This is a genomic window from Dethiosulfatibacter aminovorans DSM 17477, from assembly GCF_900142005.1.
In the GTDB taxonomy this organism is placed as follows: domain Bacteria; phylum Bacillota; class Clostridia; order Tissierellales; family Dethiosulfatibacteraceae; genus Dethiosulfatibacter; species Dethiosulfatibacter aminovorans.
Genome location: NZ_FQZL01000014.1, coordinates 25,435 through 44,710 on the forward strand (window position 1 = coordinate 25,435; position 19,276 = coordinate 44,710).

Below are 19,276 nucleotides of genomic sequence, written 5' to 3' on the forward strand. Positions count from 1 at the left end.
TTATACCTCCATCTAATATCTTTAGTGTTTTTTAATTTTGTCGTAATTGGCTGAAACTATGTGGTTCATTGAATTTGTCAGATTCAACTCGGCCATGAGTGTCAGCATTTTAAGTCCAGACCTTTTCGGCTCTATGATCTGGACTCTACATCCTTCATATCTGAGCCTGTCTTTCAAATCGTCTATGAGGTAGTACATTACAGTGCAACCCAGGACTATGACATCGGCATTGTCTCTTTTGACTATGTCTTTACATGAATCGGCTAGTCTTGAAAGGGCCTTGTCCCTGTCAAGAAGTTCAAGAACTGTAAGGTCCAGGTTGTTCAAAGAAACTATGCTATCCTCGAAAGCCGAAGACCTGACTGTCTTTTCAAGATTCTTCCTGAAGTTGTTGCTGGTTGCGAGTATTGCGATTCTTTCTCCCAGGGTGGAAGCCAAGGCCATTGAAGGGATGAAGCCTCCTACAACTGGAATTCTGACAATTTCCCTGGAGGGGAAGACTCCAGGGTCTGCAAAGCAATCTATGAAAATACCGTCGAAGCCTTCCTCTTCAGATTTTTTTGCAATCCTTAGTATTTCAGGTACTGCAAAGCTTTGTTCAGTTACGCTTTCCACAGATTCCGAGCCGAAATCCAGATATTTAATATCGAATTCTGTTCCCGGTGGCAGAGAACTCTCTATATACTCGTATTCTCCATCCATGAGGTCCGTGTTTTGGGTTTTAATTACAGGTACGATTACTTTTATTCTCATACTTATCTCCATAATGATTGTAAGTTTCCATGATCAACCTGCGTGTTTGTTTCTTGCTTCCTCTTCCTTGATGCCCCTTATGTCGTTTACGAGGTGGCACGCAACCTTCACATCGTCACCTTGTTTTATTAGCTCAGGTTCGTGAGTCTTGCAAATATCCATTGACTTTGGACATCTTGTATGGAAGCGGCATCCCTTTGGAGGATTTATTGCACTAGGCACGTTGCCTTCAAGAGTTGCGATGTCCTCAATGTTTTCTGTATATACATCCGGTATTGCATCGAAAAGTGCTTTTGTGTAAGGATGTCTCGGGTTCTTGAATATTGTTCTTGAATCTCCGTATTCCACAAGTTTGCCCAGATACATTACTGCTATCTTGTCAGCCATATAGTTTACAACGCTCAGGTCGTGGGATATGACTATATATGTAAGGTCGAATTTTTCCTTCAAGTTGTTGAGAAGGTCAAGTATCTGTGCCTGTGATACAACGTCTATGGACGATGTGGGCTCATCAAGTACAATAAGCTTTGGCATTAGGGCAAGAGCCCTTGCTATTGCAATCCTCTGTCTTTGCCCGCCTGAAAACTCATGGGGATACTTGAAGGCTCCTTCCTTTGGAAGTCCAACCATTTCCAGCAGTTCTTCCACTTTTGGAAGCATATCGACACTGTTCATTCCAGCCTGTACATTCAAGGGTTCGCCGATGATGTCTTTTACGAGCATCCTTGGGTTAAGAGACCAGAACGGATCCTGGAAAACTATCTGTATATATTTTCTCATGTCTCTCAGTTCATTTTTGCTCAGCTTGTACATGCTCTTGCCGTCGAAAACAACCTCTCCGGCAGTAGGCTCTATAAGATTGAGAACTGTGTTTACAAGAGTTGTTTTTCCGCAACCCGACTCTCCAACCAGTCCCAGAATTTCACCTTTTTCGATTTCCATGGACACATCGTCAACAGCCTTTACATGGGCGGTAACCTTCTGGAAGAATCCGCTCTTGAGAGGAAAGTACTTTTTAAGGTTTTTTATTTCCAGTATGTTACTCATTCATTCCACCTCCGTTGCAGATGCCGCATTTCACGTAGTGTGTTCCTTCCAGCCTTATGAGCTTCTGGTTTTTTTCACATTTTGCAATCTTGTTTGTACATCTGTTGTAGTATACGCAGCTTCCCCGGATTATGTTTGTATCATCGGGAGGGATTACCTGACTCAGATCAATCCTTGTATCCTTGTCCTTAGGCACGGCATTGAGCAGAGTGAAGGTGTAAGGATGCTGTGGATTCCTAAGAACCTCTTTCGTTGTTCCCATTTCTACGATTTCCCCCTTGTACAGTACGGCTGCATCGTTGCATGTCGCGGATATGAGTCCGGGATTGTTTGCTATGAACAATACTGTTACCTTAAGGTTCGTCTGAAGTTCCTTTATGAGCTTCAATATCCCTGCTTGTATTGTAACGTCAAGATTCCTGGTTGGTTCGTCTGCTATGAGGAATTCTGCACCGCAACTGAGAGCCAGTGCTATGATGACCCTCTGTCTCTGTCCGCCGCTTAGCTCATGGGGGTATTTGTCCATAGCCCTTTCGGCATCCGGAAGCTTTACGGTATTCAGCATGTCCACGGCTTCGGTATAAGCAGTGTTCTTATCACATTTCTTTGATTCTCTTATTACATTTATGAGCTGCTGTCCTATTGTGTATACTGGGTTAAGGGTGGACATTGGATCCTGGAAGATCATGGAGACTTTCTTGCCTCGTATTTCCCGTTCCATTTCCTTGATGGATTTTTTAAGAAGGTCGTCACCGTCAAGAAGTATTTCACCCGATTCTATTTCTCCCGGAGGCATTTCCAGCAGTTTCATTATTGAAAGAGCAAGTACTGTCTTTCCTGTACCGCTTTCTCCTATGATTCCGAAGGCTTCGCCTTTTTTGATCTTTATTTCATCCACATTCAATACGGTTTTTACACCCTCGAAAGTATGGAAGTTTATCTTTAAATCTTTTATATGAAGATATGGTCTTTCCATGGCTGCCTCCTAATTCTTTCTTGTTTTCGGATCAAGAACCTCTCTTAGTCCGTCTCCAAGAAGGTTGAAGACCAGTACTGTAAAGAAGATTGCAAGTCCCGGGAATATGCTGTACCACCACGCATTCAGGAAATAGTTTCTGCTTGTACTAACCATGAGACCCCATTCGGGAGTCGGGGACTGAGCTCCCAGGCCCAGGAAACTCAGGGATGCAATGGTAAGGATTACTCCTCCTATGTCCATTGAAGCCTGTACAATGATTGGTGATATGCAGTTTGGCAGTATATGCTTGAAGATAATCTTTCTTGAAGGAGTCCCTATGGCTTTGGCAGCCTTAACGAACTGTCTTTCCTTCATTGATATTGCCTGTCCTCTTACAACCCTTGTATACCATGGCCACCATGCTGCTGCTATGGCAATCATGGCATTTCTGAGGTTTGGCCCCAGAAATGCCGCTATAGCGATTGCCAGCAAAAGGGGAGGAAATCCAAGAAAAATATCTGTTATTCTCATTATCAGTTCATCTATTCTACCTCCGTAGAATCCTGCAACTGCTCCAAGGGGAATACCTATGAGGAGTGCAAGTCCAACGGCAAGAAGTGCAGTTGTCAACGATATGCGCGTACCCAGGAGAACTCTTTTGAATATATCTCTGCCTAAATAATCTGTTCCGAAAGGATGGCTGGCTGAAGGAGGCTGCAACTTGAATTCAGGATGGGTATCCTGAGCCACATGTATATCAGCAGGGAGAACTATAGGCACTATTATTGCTATGAGTATCAGAAGGAGTACTCCGTACATAGCCAGGTTTGTAAGCCAGTTTTTCTTCAGAAGGAAGAAGGATTCCTTTGTTGATTTTATCCTTGGGGTCAATACCTTTATCATCCTGTCTTTTCTATTCATTGTATTTGTACTCATGATTTCACCACCTATACCCTTACTCTCGGATCGAGAGCTATTATTATGTCTGCAGTAAGGTTAAGCATTATATATGAAAATGCAGACACTAGAGTTACACCAATTATTGCCGGATAGTCCAGTGCTACGACTGCAGCTGCAGTATATGATCCAAGACCAGGCCAGCTGAATATTGCCTCGACCAGGAATGTGTTTACAAGTGTGTATCCTATTGAAAGTGCAAGAACAGTCATTGTGGTTCCTAGAGAGTTTTTAAGTGCATAATTCCAGAGGACTATCCTTTCCTTGATGCCGTATGACCTTGCAGCCTTTATATAGTCCTCGCTTAGTATCTCAAGGAGGGCAGACCTTGTCATCCTTGCAACCAAGCCAATGGGATAGAGGGCTATTGTAACTGATGGAAGTATCATATGCTTGAATACATCCTGTGCAACGACCCAGTTGCCGCTTATTATACTGTCAAGAAGAAGGAATCCTGTCCTTGAAGGTATTGAGTACAGTAACTTGAGTTTTGTTTCCATCTGACCTCCAAGGGGAAGCCATCCCAGCCATCTGTAGAATATGAGCTGAAGGAACAGGGCAACCCAGAAGGTAGGAAGTGATACGGCTCCCACTGAGAAGAATCTACAGAAATGGTCCAGTGCCTGGTCCTTCTTTTTGGCTGAGTTAAGACCCAGTGGAATTCCTATTATGATTGCGAGAAAGGTTGAAAATATAATGAGTTCTACTGTAGGGGGAAGGTACGATGCCAGTTCCTTTGCTACAGGCAGCTTGGTTCTAAGTGATTTTCCCAGGTCTCCTTGTGAAACGCCCTGCAGGTATTTCCCAAATTGCACTACAAGGGGCTTGTCAAGCCCTAGTTCTATAGTTGCTGCATCTATTTGTTCCTGAGTGGCTCTTGGACCCACCCATTGTGCTGCAGGATTGGAAGGGATAACCCTGGCCAGGAAGAATGTTACGACTATGACTCCCAGAAGGACCATTACTCCAAGGAGAAGTCTTTTTATGATATAGTTTTTCAAATTCCACACCTCCGTGGTTGATTTTGATTCAGACGCAGCATAGCTGCCTTCTTGATTATTAACTAAAATCTTTTTTTAAAAAGAGGAGGGGACAAAAGTCCCATTCCTCTTTTATACTGGTATGTCTAGTGCCAATTGATTTTGTTTCGTTCTTATGACAATTTTACTGCCGTTTATTTCTCCAGGTAAATATCATAGAAGAATACAACCCAGGGATATGAAGGATTGCTTTCAAATCCTCTCAGGTTCTTGTCTGTAATCCATGCAACCTGCTTGTCATAGATATAGAATGATGGAGCATCATCTATAAGCACTTCCTGAGCTGATATAAACTCTTCTGTAGCTTGGTTTATGTCTGTTGAGCTCTTTTCGTATGCCGAGTCTATCATGTTGTCGAATTCAGGATTCGAGTAGTATGCAAGGTTGAAGAGCGGGCTTTCTTCAGATCTGTAAAGTGGATACAGCCATGAGTATGGGTTTGAGATATCAGGCCACCAGTACATGATGAATATGTCCTGCCTGTCTTCCGGATTTTCGCTCATCGCCATTTCCCATTGAGTTTCCCAAGGCATTGCCCTTATTTCAAGATTTACGCCTATTTTTGACAGTTCGGCCTTGTAGAGTTCGGATGCTTTTTTCTCTGCTTCGTCTCCGCTCATGTAGGTAAGAAGAATGTTCAGGTCTCCTTCCTTTATACCTTCTGCCTCAAGAAGCTGTTTCGCCATGTCAAGGTCATATGAGTACTGGAACAAGTCGTCGCTGTGTCCCCAGTGGTTGTTTGGAACAGGTCCTGTAGACTGCTCGGCATAACCTCCGGCTGCATATTTTACAACATCTTCATAGGGGAATGCATATGAAAGTGCCTTTCTGATATTTTCATTGTCGAAAGGAGCTTTTTGAGTGTTAAAGAAACCTATCATGTTTGTGAATGATGATTCTATAAATACCTGTACTCCGTCGCTGTCCTTAAGTATGTCGACATCTTCCGAAGGAAGTTCCATTGTGATTGTTGCATCGCCTTTTTCTATCATCTGTCTTCTCGATGAAGTTTCCGCTACCTTCTTTATGAGGATCTTCTCGAAGTGCTCTCCATCCCAGCCCTTCCAGTAGTCTGCAAATTGTGAAAGGATTACCTCGTCTCCCATGGTGTATCCTTCAAGTGCATATGGTCCTGTACCTGCTTCATTTCCTTCCTCGAACCATGTATCTGAGTTTCCTTCAACAGCATCTTTTGACATGATAAATGAAGCATAAGGCGAACTTGCAACAAGATCTATAGGTGCTGGATATGAAGTCTTGAATTCAACAGTGTAATTGTCTATTATATTGATTTCACTTACTGCATCCCATATGTAAGAAGCGCCCTGACCCAGTTCAAGTGTCCTTTCTATTGAGAATTTTACATCCTCTGCGGTGAAGTCCGTGCCGTCATGGAACTTGATTCCCTGTCTCAGCTTGAATGTCCATGTCATACCGTCTTCCGATACTTCATAGCTTTCAGCCAGTACATTTTCAAATTCGGACGTAGTAGGATCGAATTTCAACAGTGTTTCATATACGTTGTTCAGAACGATGATACCATTTGAAAACATTGCGCTTGGATCCCAGTTTAGAATCGGTTCAGAATTGTAAGCGTAGTAAGCTATATCGATTTCGCTTACCGGAATTTCATCTCCAGTTTGCTGGCCTCCACCACCGCATCCTGCAAGTACGCTGAGCATCATGATGACTGCCAAAAATAATGATAATCTTTTTCTCATAAGTTCCTCCCTTGATTTATGCATGCAATATTTTACTACCTGCATTCCGATGTTGTACACATTTTTTTAACATCGATTTTGTATATTGTAATTATACAGTTGTCGCCGCAATAAGTATTTGTAAAAATCACAAAAACGATTATTAAAATTTAGTAACAATTATAATGAAATGAATTTTTATAGATATTTTACATCAATATCGAAGCCGAAAAATCTTGGATTCAATATAGACAGACCCTTTTCTGTCTTCCAGAAATCATGTGCCTTGAATCCCAGAACTGCAACTTTATTCCCTGGGTTGCAGTTTGGATTTGTGATGGGATATCCCGTTTCACCATTCACTACACATATAAGGTCAGGACAGGTAAGTGCAACCTCGCCGTCTCTCCAGGCAACCATGTTCTCATTTTTGTACCACACCTTGAAGGCTGAATTTTCAAAGGATTCGCAGCCTTTTATGCCTATGGATCCTACAGTAAAGCCGTCCTGAATATTCCATTCCGTATCTTTCTCGGTGACTATTCCTTCGAATAAAAGTGTTCCTTCACATTTGTCTGTCAGTTCAGCAATTGGATTCAGTCCCTTTTCCAATGCTTCTCTTTGTATTCTTCCAACCTTGCCGGCATAGCTCAATGCGTTTGGGATTACAGATGTTTTAAGATCTTTTCCAATTATTGGATGATCGGCCATTCCAACTGTATTGTCTGTCGCTACAGCCATCATCCTTGAAAGCACCTCGGCTCTTGCATCTGAAGCTACCTTTGTGAAAATTACAGTATCTTTGTGTTTTGTAGCCACAGAAAATGGATAAATAGGCCTGCCGGTTACAAAATAAGTTGAAAATTGCAGTTCCGGAACTGCACGCCCGGCAGCGTCTGCATCGACTATGAACTTGCCAGCCCTGGCACCTGCAGCCATTGCCTGGCCTGTATTGCCTCCTCCATATTCAATGGATACAACACCATCGAATTCCACGTCCATATATTCTTCTAGAGACCTGATTGCATATTCAAGCTCCTTGTGCTCTTCTTCTTCCTCTTCATCGGGAGAGATTGAACCGCAAAAATAAGGGTTGACATAGTATGCATCATCCTTTATCTCATCGAAATCGATCATGTTGAATTCGCAGCCTTCCCCGAAGGCTTTCTTTACTGCATCCAATCCTTCGGCAAGTGAACCTCCTCCACCTGTTCCAAGGATGGTACATCCTACAAGGATATCTACTGTTTCTTGATAAGCTAGTTTTTTCATAAATATAAGCACCTCCTGATAAATATTATATTACCGATTCATTTTAATTATTTTGTAGATTTTACAATTTATTAACAATAATTTTGTGATTTTACTATCAACCATTCAAAACGAGGTGTTGGCGTTGTAAAATATACAATATTGTTGTATAATTTTCTGAAGATTGAATGATTCTGGATGAGGGAAGGTTAATTTATGTCTGTAAAGGTTAAGGATTTGTTTGACCTTAAGCTATTTGAATCGGCAAGGCTGGTGGCAGGAAAGAACGGTCTTGAAAATGAAATAAAGAGAATTAATTTTTCCGACTGTCCAGTGCTTGATGACGTAGTGGATATGGAACTTGTCATGGCAGGCGATTTTTATGTTAATAGTTTATATATAGCCAAGGATGACAAGGAAGAAATGAGGAAGATCTTTGATCTGTACATAAATTCCAGCAGTGCTGGAGTATGTATAATAGATGAGTTCCTTGATGATATTCCTGATGATATAAAAAGGTTCTGTGATGAAAAATCCTTTCCGGTGATATTCATTGATACTATGGTTCCATATGCCGAGATAGTTATTACAATTACAGAAATGATACTTCTGGAGCAGGCGGATACTATTTCCGAGATGAGGATAGACAGGCTTCTTGATGGGGACATAAACAGTCAGGAGGTTGCTGCAATTGCAACCAGGATAAATGGAAGTTTCAAGAAGTTTTATAACTGCCTGTACATTAATGTAGAAAGTATTCAAGCAGACAGGTTCAATTATTTAAGGAAGGAACTTAACTCCAACTATGATTTTGAGGCATTGAAATACAGGAACAACATACTGATGATCTTAAACTTCAACAAGCAGGTTATGCTGAAGACCCATATTGATTATGTGGAAAATCTGGTAAAGAAATATACAGAGGATTATATAATAGGAGTCAGTAATTCATTCACCAGCAAGGATGAATTCAACCACTGCGTTAAACAATCTCTTTCATCTTACGAGCTGTCCTTTGTAACAGAGGACAGGGTTGTTCACTACAAGGATTTGAACGTTTACAAGGTGTTGTATCCCATGAGAAACAGCAGACATCTTGCTGAGTTCTACAGGGAGATATTCATGCCCCTCAAGGAATATGATGAATACTATAATTCGGATATTGTAAATACAGTAGAGGTTTATCTTGAAAACAATGGAGAATATAAGAAGACTGCACAAATGCTCCATCAGCATGAAAATACTGTAAGATACAGGATTCTGAAGGCGAAGAAGCTTTTGAACCTGGAAAATGACCATTTGAAATTTATAGAGCAGGTATCTCTAGCCCTGAAGATGGATAAAATCATGAATATGGACAAGAAATCGATTTTGTCGAGTTAGCCACGTAAGTGGTTATTCAAGGTGTGAAACAAAACTGGACAGGAGTTTGAAAATACTGTACAAAGGAAACTTGAATGTCTAAACATATTGACAAGTAAACCTATTTAATGTATTATATTGCAGTAACACATCGAATTGTGCACCCTTGGCGTACAAAAAATAAAGCGTTTTTATTGACTTTGACTGGAAGAGTAGCCTTGTTGAAATTTTCAGAGACATAATCCATGGCTGGAAGATTATGAAGGGATACAATGTGAAGATCATCCATGAGTTTGATTCTTGAATAGAGTAGGGAATCACGTTGCAAGCGTTAATTGTTAAGAGCGGCAGAGCAAGTCTGCAACCTGGGTGGTACCGCGGAGAATTTTCGTCCCTTGTATTTTATATACGAGGGATTTATTTATGTCTGGAGACTGCTTCAGCTGGGTGAAATAATTCTATATTATAGTTCCCTACTCCCTCGTCCCATGAATCTGTATTAATAATGTTGATTCAAGGTCCTCGAAGTCGAGACCTCACTGTAATATATAATTATTTCTTTAGGCATAAGTCAATATAGTACATCTGCAAGATTAAATAAATCAGCGTATTGCAGTTGAATCTAAGGTACAAAAATCCAAGTAAATAATTTAAGAATAATGACAAATTTTCTGGAGAGTCCGATAACTGGATTGGATTTTGCCGAAAATTTGTCAACAAGTGTATAGATAAATTTAGGAGGAATCATGAAAAAAATATTTAATAACATTTCGACTGCACCGTACAGCGAATATGAAAAGGACATAAGGGAGTATTGGGAAAAGATAGATCTATTGCACGAAAGTGTGGAAACTCGTGCTGACAAGGAAAGCTTCATCTTCTACGAGGGACCTCCAACTGCAAACGGAAACCCTGGAATCCATCACGTCATTGCAAGGACCCTCAAGGATTCAGTATGCAGATTCAAGACAATGGAAGGATACCAGGTAAAGAGAAAGGCAGGATGGGATACCCACGGACTTCCGGTTGAAATCGAAGTTGAAAAGCAGCTTGGTCTCAACAACAAGCAGGATATTGAAAACTACGGGATAGACAAGTTCAACGACCAGTGCAGGAACTCGGTCTTCACTTACGAAAACAAGTGGAGGGAAATGACCGAAAGGATGGCATACCTCATAGACCTCGACAATCCATATATAACTCTTGAGAATGACTATGTGGAATCCGTATGGTGGATTCTTGACAAGTTCAACAAGGAAGGATACATATACGAGGGTCACAAGATTCTTCCATACTGCGCAAGGTGCGGAACGGGACTTGCCTCCCATGAGGTTGCCCAGGGCTATGAAGAAATAAAGACAAGCACCGTATATGTGAAGTTCAAGAGAAAGGATGCGGACGAGTACTTCCTCGTATGGACAACTACTCCATGGACGCTTGCATCAAACGTATGTCTTACAGTTCATCCTGAGGAAACCTATGTCAAGGTGAAATCAGAGGGTGAAGTATATATAATAGAAAAGAACCTTGCCGGATCTGTACTTAAGGAAGAGTATGAAGTGCTTGAGGAAATGAAGGGAAAAGACCTTGAGCATGTTGAATATGAGCAGCTCATGCCTTTTGTCAAGGCGGACAAGAAGGCTTTCTTCGTTACATGCGCAGACTATGTAACTACTGAAGACGGTACTGGTATTGTACATACAGCTCCCGCCTTCGGTGAAGACGACTACCAGACAGGTTTGAGATACGACCTTCCTGTACTTCAGCCTGTTGATGAATCAGGTAAATATACTGAGACACCTTGGAAGGACATGTTCGTTATGGACGCGGATCCTGAAATCATCAAGTGGCTCAGGGAAGAAGGAAAGCTTTACAAGAAAGTGACAATGGACCACAACTATCCTCACTGCTGGAGATGCAAGACACCTCTTCTTTACTATGCAAAGCCAAGCTGGTATATTGCAATGACCAAACTCAAGGATCAGCTTATTGAAAACAACAATTCCGTTGAATGGTATCCTCCTTTCGTTGGAGAGAAGAGATTCGGTAACTGGCTTGAAAACCTAAACGACTGGGCAATTTCAAGAAGCAGGTACTGGGGAACGCCACTTCCTCTCTGGACATGCGAATGCGGTCATATTGAAAGTGTTGGATCAAGAAAAGAACTTGTCGAAAGGGCAATAGAAGATATAGATGAAACAATAGAGCTTCACAGACCTTATGTTGACGACATCCATTTCAAATGTCCGCACTGCGGCGGAACAATGGAGAGGGTCAAGGATGTAATCGACTGCTGGTTTGACAGCGGGGCAATGCCTTATGCTCAGCAGCACTATCCATTTGAGAACAAGGAAAACTTCGAGGAAATGTTCCCTGCGGACTTCATATGCGAAGGTATTGACCAGACGAGAGGATGGTTCTACTCGCTTATTGCAATATCAACCTTTGTAATGGGCAAGTCTCCTTACAAGAGAGTTCTTGTAAACGACCTGATTCTTGACAAGCATGGAAAGAAGATGTCGAAGTCAAAGGGAAATACTGTCAATCCGTTTGAAATGTTTGACCAGTACGGTGCAGACGCACTGAGATGGTATCTTCTGCATGTATCTCCTGCATGGACTCCGACCAAGTTTGACGAGGAAGGTCTCAAGGAAGTGATGAGCAAGTTCTTCGGTACCGTGAAGAATGTCTACAACTTCTTTGTACTTTATGCCAACACCGATGGAATCAACCCAAATGATTTCCATGTTGAATACAAGGACAGACCTGAGCTTGACAGGTGGATACTGTCGAAATTCAACAATCTTGACAAGTATGTAAGGGAAAGCATGAACCAGTATGACCAGACAAAGGCTGTAAGGGCTATCCAGGAATTCGTAAACGAAGACCTGTCAAACTGGTACATAAGAAGGTCAAGAAGAAGATTCTGGGTTACAGAGCTTACAGAAGACAAGAAATCCGTATACAACACTACACTGGAAATCCTCATTGGAATATCAAAGCTTGTAGCACCTTTCTCTCCGTACCTTGCAGAGGAAATCTACAGGAATCTGACAGACGGAAAATCGGTACACTTGAGCTATCTTCCTGAGGTTGAAGAAGACAAGATAGATGAAAACACTGAGGAGAGAATGGACCTTGTAAGAAATCTTGTTGCTCTTGGAAGGGCTGCAAGGGAGACTGAAAGAATCAAGGTAAGACAGCCTCTTCAAAAGATACATATAGACGGAAAATACGAAGAGCTTATGGCTGACCTTGCTCCACTCATAATGGAAGAGCTCAACATCAAGGAGGTTGTATTCGAGAAGAACCTTCAGGAATTCATGAACTTCAGCTTAAAGCCAAACTTCAGGACTGCAGGACCGAAGCTTGGAAAGAATGTAAAGGCTTTTGCCGGAATACTTGCAAAGTCCGATGCACTTGAGATAATAAATGCTGTTCAGGGTGGTGGAAGCGTCGATGTTGAAGTCAACGGAGACACTGTCAATGTAACTGAAGACATGCTCGATATAAGAATCACTTCCAAGGAAGGATTCAACGTATCCATGGAAAACAACCTGTTTGTAATCCTTGATACGAACCTTAACGATGACCTTGTAAACGAAGGTTATGCAAGAGAGTTCATATCAAAGGTTCAGCAGATGAGAAAGAACAACGGATATGAGATGATGGACAATATAGAGATTTCCTATAACGGACCGGCTGAAATCGACAAGGCGGTTGAGCTTCACAAGGACTATATAATGAAGGAAACTCTGGCTCTCAAGATAGAAGCAAAGGATGGTCTTGACTGCGAGGTGCAAAACCTTAACGGACATGATGCATGCATAGAGCTTAAAAGAATTTAAACGAGTTTAGAAGAGAATATTAATTACAAGGAACAGGTTTCATGTCTCAGGATGTGAGACCTGTTTTTATTTGATTTGTTTAACACGGAAAAGTTGCCTTTTTGAAAAAAGTGTAAGGAAAACTTAACAAAAATATTAAATCTTGGCCGAATAATTGAAATAAATCAGCAAAAACAATATAATGTTTCTAAAGTGTAAGTATTTCATTACAACGTTGATGACTGCTGATGCGGTCAGTTGTTTTCTTGAAGTTTAGGCGGTCAAATGTTTTGGCAAGGAAATTGCAATGTAATTAATTGCAATGTAAATAATTGAGGTGATCCTATGTTGATAAGAGATGTGATGATTAAGAATCCGGTAAAGGTTTATGAAAACGAACTTGTGACAGAGGCTGTAGAAAGATTGAGAAATTTCAATCTGCTGAGTTTTCCTGTGTTGAACAGTAATGAGGAGCCTGTTGGTATATTCATGAGCAATGTAATGAATATAAACGGCGAAAACTTCAAGAATATAACAGTAGGCGATATAATGAGGGTTGCTGACGATGTCAGCATAGTCAAGGAATTTGAAGAGGCATACTCCATATTTGCAAAGCCCAGGGAGTTCTTCTTTGTGTTGGACGATCAGGGGAGATTTGTTGGCATCCTCAGAAAGAGGCATGTAATGAAAACCTATTACGAAAAGTACAACTACTGCGAAGCCAGAGCGGTAGGGATAATGAAATGTGTGGATTCCGCCGTTTTTGCCATTAACAAGCTCGGGCAGATAGTCATGATGAATGAAAATGCCGGAATAATTCTTGGGATAGGGGATGATGATGTAATCGGGATGAAGATCGAGAGTGTCATTCCCAATACAAGGATGCTTGAAACGCTGGAACTGGGTGAAGTCGAGTATAAAAGAAGTTTTGAATACAAGGAGAAGAAGCTTTTAGTCAACAGGCATCCCATTGAGAATGAACATGGAATCATTGGAGCCATTTGTTCCTTTAGGGATGTTACGGAATACAATGAAATTCAGGACGAATTGGTTGTTGAGAAGCACGAGAAGGAGGTTCTTGAAACCATATTTGAAATAGCCTACGACGGACTCATAGTCATCGATCCTGAAGGATATATAACCATGATTTCCAATGCATACAAGAAATTCCTCGGAGTTGAGGACAGGGACGTCATCGGCATGCATGTCACAGAAATCATTGAAAATACAAGGATGCACAAGGTTGCCGAAACAGGGGTTGCGGAGATTGCCGAACTTCAGAAAATCAACAACAACCATACTATTGTCTCGAGGATTCCCGTGTTCAAGGATGGAGTGCTGACCAGTGTCGTGGGAAAGGTTGTGTTCAGAAACATTGACGAGCTTGACGATCTGTACAGCAAGATAGGCAAGATGGAGGAGCAGCTTGAAAACTACAAGCGTGAGCTTTCCCAAATCAACAAGGCCAAGTACACCTTTTCTGACATAATAGGGAGAAGCAGTGAGATGAAACAGGTGGTGAACATCGCAAAGAAGGCGGCGTATACAAACTCCAACGTATTGATCCTTGGGGAAAGCGGTACCGGTAAGGAACTTTTTGCCCATTCCATACACAATTCAAGTGCAAGAAGGAGCAAGGCTTTTGTCAAGGTCAACTGTGCAGCCATACCGGATGAACTACTTGAATCGGAACTTTTCGGATATGAACAGGGAGCCTTTACGGGAGCAAAAAAGGGCGGCAAGATAGGGAAGTTCGAAGTGGCAGACCAGGGAACGATCTTTCTTGATGAAATAGGAGACATGCCCATGCACATGCAGGCAAAGCTTCTCAGGGTAATACAGGAAAGAGAAATAGAAAAAATAGGTTCAAACAATCCGAAGAGAATAGATGTAAGGATAATTGCAGCCACGAACAGGAACATAGAGCAGATGATAGAGGAAAAGAAATTCAGGTTAGACCTTTATTACAGGCTTAATGTAGTAACGCTTAATATTCCTCCCCTGAGGGAACGTACTGAAGATATTGATGCCTTGTGCAAAACTTTCATTGAAAAATTCAGAATAAGATATCTGAAAAGGGTGGATGCAATCAACGACAGTTCCATAGCGAAGCTTAAGAAGTACGGATGGCCGGGCAATATAAGAGAACTTGAAAACATCATTGAAAGAGCAATAAACATTATGGACGGAGGAACCGTTATAAAGGCTAAACATCTTCCTGTGGACATATCGGGTAGATATGATGTCGAAGACGTCAAACCTCTCAAGGAATCCATGGATGACTACGAACGAAAAACCATAATCAAATGTCTCGAGGCTGTAAACTTCAATAAGTCAAGAGCATCGAAATTATTGGGAATAAGCAGAACAGCACTATACGAAAAACTTGACAAGTATGACTTGAAGATTGTAAACAAATCCTTACAAGAAAATGAGGAAACAAGGGCTATGTAAAGTAATGGTTACACAAAAAATAGACAAGTGTAAATTAAAGCTAACAAAATACAGACATGAGCTGTTAAAAATTTAACTAAAATGGTTCGACCGGAAAAATAAAAATACATCAAAAACAGGTGATGCAAAGGTTTTCACCTGTTTTTTTCATATAAATTTTAAACAAATTGGAAGTTGGCACGATATATGCATAATATAAATGTGAAAATATTAACGTATAGTGAGGTGTATTTATGAAAGGTAAAACCATCAATGAAATAAAGGTAGGAGATGTAGCCTTTTTTCAAAAAACTGTAACAGAAACCGACGTTTATCTTTATGCAGGAATTACGGGAGACATCAATCCTGCCCATGTCAATCAGGAAGTATCGAAGGATACGATGTTCAAGGGAAGAATAGCCCATGGAATGTTGACTGCAGGTTTTGTTTCAGCTGTTTTGGGGATGCAGCTTCCCGGACCGGGTACCATTTATCTATCTCAGGATCTTAAATTTACAGCACCTGTAAGATTCCAGGATACAATAAAGGCTGAAGCGAAAGTTCTGGAAGTAACTAAAGAAAAGAACAGGGTCGTACTTGAGACAATATGTACAAATCAAAATGGTGACGTTGTCCTTAAGGGCAAAGCTACTGTAATGCCACCTAAATAATATAAAACACTCAAAAATATGGAGGTCAAGAATGGATTTTAATTTCACAAAGGAACAGAAGATGCTTCAACAGCTGTATAAAGATTTTACAGAAAATGAAGTGAAGCCTTTGGCTGCTGAAGTCGATGAAGAGGAAAGATTCCCCATTGAAACTGTGGAAAAGATGCAGAGGTACGGAATGGTGGGAATCCCTATCCCTAAGGAACACGGAGGAGAAGGTGGAGACAACCTTTCTTATATAATGCTTGTCGAAGAGCTTGCCAAAGCCTGTGCAACTACCAGTGTCGTATTGTCTGCCCATACTTCGCTGTGCTGTGCGCCTATATATGAATTCGGTACTGATGCTCAGAAGGAAAAGTATCTGGTTCCACTGGCAAAGGGAGAAAAGCTAGGAGCCTTCGGTCTCACTGAACCAAATGCGGGAACTGATGCTGCAGGACAGCAGACAAAGGCCGTGCTTGACGGTGACCACTATATTCTTAATGGATCAAAGATATTCATTACTAATGCTTCCTATGCCGATGTATTCATAATATTTGCAATGACTGACAAGTCAAAGGGAACAAGAGGAATAAGCGCATTTATAGTTGAGAAGGAATTCGAAGGATTCTCAATAGGAAAGAAAGAGCTTAAGATGGGAATCAGAGGTTCTGCAACATGTGAACTAATATTTGAAAACGTAAAGGTGCCAAAGGAAAATCTTCTTGGCAAGGAAGGAAAAGGCTTCGGTATAGCAATGAAGACTCTTGACGGTGGAAGAATAGGTATTGCCGCTCAGGCTCTTGGAATTGCGCAGGGAGCAATTGACGAAACAGTTAAATATGTCAAGGAAAGAAAACAGTTCGGAAAAGCAATAGCGAAGTTCCAGAATACTCAGTTTGAGCTTGCTGAAATGCAGACAAGAACAGATGCTGCAAGAATGCTTGTTTACAGAGCTGCATGCAACAAGGACAACAAACTTCCTTACAGCAACGAGGCTGCCATGGCCAAACTTTTTGCTGCCGAAACTGCAATGTATGTAACTACAAAGGCGGTACAGCTTCACGGCGGATATGGATATACCAGAGAATATCCTGTTGAAAGAATGATGAGAGATGCAAAGATAACTGAAATATACGAAGGTACTTCAGAAGTGCAGAAAATGGTAGTTGCTGCCAACATGCTATAGGAGGAAACGGAAATGAATATAATTGTATGTATAAAACAGGTTCCTGATACCAACGAAGTCAAGCTTGACCCCAAAACAGGAACTTTGATCAGAGACGGTGTGCCAAGCATAATCAATCCCGACGACAAGAGTGGTCTTGAGGCTGCTCTGGTATTTAAGGACAAGTATGATGCAAAAGTTACAGTGTTGACAATGGGACCTCCCCAGGCTGAGGGCGCATTGAGGGAAGCCCTTGCCATGGGAGCTGACGAGGCTGTGCTTCTTACGGACAGAGCATTTGCGGGAGCCGATACATGGGCCACTTCACTGACTTTGGCAAAAGCACTGGAAAAAATGGACTATGACCTTATTGTTGCGGGAAGACAGGCGATAGACGGAGATACCGCCCAGGTAGGACCAGAGATGGCTGAGCACCTCAATATCCCTCATGTAAGCTATGTTGAAGACATGCAGAAGGACGGAGACAGCCTCATATTGAAGAGAATGTTTGAAGACGGATACCACAGGATCAAGATACAGACTCCTTGTCTTATAACCGCTCTTGCTGAAATGAACGACCCAAGATACATGAGCGTTGGAAAGGTATTCGATGCTTTCAGGGAGAAGGAAATCAAGACAATGACTTTTGCAGACCTTGATGTTGAAGCTGAAGAACTGGGACTTAAAGGTTCACCTACAAAGGTTAAGAAGTCATTCACGAAAGGCGTAAAGGCTGCAGGTGTAAAATATGACGACCTTGATGAAAAGGAAGCTGCAAAAGTAATAGTTGAAAAGCTAAAAGAGAAATTTATTATATAGGACTGGAGGAAATATCGTGAATAGAGAAGAATGCAACGGAGTATTTGTTTATATTGAACAGAAAAACGGCAATATTCAGAATGTATCTTTGGAACTCCTCGGCAAGGCTCAGGAGCTTGCTGGAAACTTGAATCAGGAAGTGACTGCCGTTGTTGTCGGAAGTGACGTGGCTGGAGTCGACAAGCTTGCCCATTATGGAGCGGACAATATCATATACACAAACAATGACGACCTTAAACTTTACATGACGGAACCTTATACAAAGGTACTTGCAAAGGTAATAGAAGACAAGAAGCCTGAAATATTCCTTTTCGGCGCAACTGCAATAGGAAGAGACTTGGCTCCAAGACTTGCAGGAAGGATTCATACGGGACTAACTGCTGACTGTACATCGCTGGAAATCAATGAAGAGAACAAGGACCTCATGATGACAAGACCTGCATTTGGCGGAAACATCATGGCTACAATCGTATGCCCGGACCATAGGCCTCAAATGGCTACTGTAAGACCTGGTGTTATGAAAAAGGCTGTGCCTGACATGGACAAGGTTGTTGAGATTGAGGATTTTGCAGTTGAAATCAAGGCTGAGGACAAGACTTATGAAATACTTGAAGTGGTGAATGAAGTTTCGGAAAAAATGGACATTCAGGAAGCCAAGATACTTGTATCCGGTGGTAGGGGAGTAGGAACTGCTGAAAACTTTGAAAAGCTTGCCAGACTTGCAGACGAGCTCGGTGGAATAGTATCGTCGTCAAGGGCGACTGTTGATTCGGGTGTCATGCCTAAGGAAGTTCAGGTTGGGCAGACCGGAAAGACTGTAAGGCCTGACCTCTATGTCGCATGCGGAATATCGGGAGCAATCCAGCATTTGGCGGGAATGGAAGAGTCTGAGTTCATAGTTGCCATCAACAAGGATGAGACTGCGCCGATATTTGACGTTGCAGACCTTGGTATAGTAGGAGATGTCAACAAGGTTCTGCCTGCTTTGGTGGAAGAGCTGAAGATGGCTAAAGTAGAGAAGTTCCAATAGACAACTGGGGCTGTTGCCCATTTTGTCAAGTAAACCTGACACTGTGATGGTTCGAAAAATGAAAATGTTAGTAATGATTTACACCGAATTGTCGAAATGGAAAAAGTGTAGTGAATGGTTTACAAAATTGCTGATCAGCAGACTTGAAACAATGCTGAATTTGTACAAAATTATTTACAAAAGTACAATTAGGAAATTGTTTTCACGAAAAAACGTTAGGATTTCAACACATGTAAGTTCAAGAGTGAAAACTGGCACAATAATTGCTTTATATACAACTG

At 41.5% G+C, this 19,276-nt stretch carries 14 protein-coding genes and 1 other annotated feature; of the genes, 7 read left to right on the top strand and 7 right to left on the bottom strand.

The features are described from left to right. Window positions 1-21: 21 nt before the first annotated feature. The 7 genes from BUB05_RS10180 to BUB05_RS10210 form a co-directional block, all read right to left on the bottom strand. A complete protein-coding gene (locus BUB05_RS10180) occupies window positions 22-753 on the bottom strand; it encodes an aspartate/glutamate racemase family protein (protein ID WP_073049506.1) in 732 nt (243 codons plus the stop codon). 33 nt (window positions 754-786) lie between these two features. Next, window positions 787-1,800: an ABC transporter ATP-binding protein gene (locus BUB05_RS10185; RefSeq protein ID WP_073049507.1), complete on the bottom strand. Its 1,014-nt coding sequence runs from the start codon at window positions 1,798-1,800 to the stop codon at window positions 787-789. Beyond that, window positions 1,793-2,776 (bottom strand): ABC transporter ATP-binding protein, encoded by a 984-nt coding sequence (locus tag BUB05_RS10190; RefSeq protein ID WP_073049508.1) that lies wholly within the window; start codon window positions 2,774-2,776, stop codon window positions 1,793-1,795. Before BUB05_RS10190 ends, BUB05_RS10185 begins: the two co-directional genes overlap by 8 nt. Window positions 2,777-2,785: 9 nt before the next feature. Then, window positions 2,786-3,694 carry a nickel transporter permease gene (gene nikC / locus BUB05_RS10195; RefSeq protein ID WP_245819849.1) on the bottom strand — a complete coding sequence of 303 codons (909 nt, stop codon included), beginning with the start codon at window positions 3,692-3,694 and terminating at the stop codon, window positions 2,786-2,788. 11 nt (window positions 3,695-3,705) lie between these two features. Next, complete coding sequence (locus BUB05_RS10200; protein WP_073049509.1) at window positions 3,706-4,716, bottom strand: ABC transporter permease; 1,011 nt, start codon at window positions 4,714-4,716, stop codon at window positions 3,706-3,708. A 173-nt stretch (window positions 4,717-4,889) separates the two neighbouring features. Beyond that, window positions 4,890-6,476: an ABC transporter substrate-binding protein gene (locus BUB05_RS10205; protein ID WP_073049510.1), complete on the bottom strand. Its 1,587-nt coding sequence runs from the start codon at window positions 6,474-6,476 to the stop codon at window positions 4,890-4,892. Window positions 6,477-6,653: 177 nt separating this feature from the next. After that, window positions 6,654-7,727, bottom strand: a complete 1,074-nt coding sequence (locus tag BUB05_RS10210; protein ID WP_073049511.1) for an S-methyl thiohydantoin desulfurase family protein — start codon at window positions 7,725-7,727, stop codon at window positions 6,654-6,656. Between the two features lie 195 nt (window positions 7,728-7,922). Here BUB05_RS10210 and BUB05_RS10215 point away from each other — a divergent pair, with 195 nt between their 5' ends. The 7 genes from BUB05_RS10215 (at window position 7,923) to BUB05_RS10245 (ending at window position 18,995) form a co-directional block, all read left to right on the top strand. After that, entirely contained in the window at window positions 7,923-9,089 is a 1,167-nt protein-coding gene (locus tag BUB05_RS10215; protein WP_073049512.1) for a PucR family transcriptional regulator, read from the top strand. Between the two features lie 170 nt (window positions 9,090-9,259). Next, window positions 9,260-9,467: a binding site (T-box leader), on the top strand. A gap of 347 nt (window positions 9,468-9,814) precedes the next feature. Then, window positions 9,815-12,916, top strand: a complete 3,102-nt coding sequence (gene ileS / locus BUB05_RS10220) for an isoleucine--tRNA ligase (protein WP_073049513.1) — start codon at window positions 9,815-9,817, stop codon at window positions 12,914-12,916. A gap of 324 nt (window positions 12,917-13,240) precedes the next feature. Further along, window positions 13,241-15,349, top strand: coding sequence for a sigma-54-dependent Fis family transcriptional regulator (locus BUB05_RS10225; RefSeq protein ID WP_073049514.1), 2,109 nt, complete (start codon window positions 13,241-13,243; stop codon window positions 15,347-15,349). 233 nt (window positions 15,350-15,582) lie between these two features. Next, window positions 15,583-15,999, top strand: coding sequence for a MaoC family dehydratase (locus tag BUB05_RS10230; RefSeq protein ID WP_073049515.1), 417 nt, complete (start codon window positions 15,583-15,585; stop codon window positions 15,997-15,999). 31 nt (window positions 16,000-16,030) lie between these two features. Continuing rightward, entirely contained in the window at window positions 16,031-17,167 is a 1,137-nt protein-coding gene (locus tag BUB05_RS10235; RefSeq protein ID WP_073049516.1) for an acyl-CoA dehydrogenase, read from the top strand. Window positions 17,168-17,179: 12 nt separating this feature from the next. Then, entirely contained in the window at window positions 17,180-17,965 is a 786-nt protein-coding gene (locus BUB05_RS10240; protein ID WP_073049517.1) for an electron transfer flavoprotein subunit beta/FixA family protein, read from the top strand. A gap of 16 nt (window positions 17,966-17,981) precedes the next feature. Further along, window positions 17,982-18,995, top strand: a complete 1,014-nt coding sequence (locus BUB05_RS10245) for an electron transfer flavoprotein subunit alpha/FixB family protein (protein WP_073049518.1) — start codon at window positions 17,982-17,984, stop codon at window positions 18,993-18,995. The last annotated feature ends 281 nt before the right edge of the window (window positions 18,996-19,276 follow it).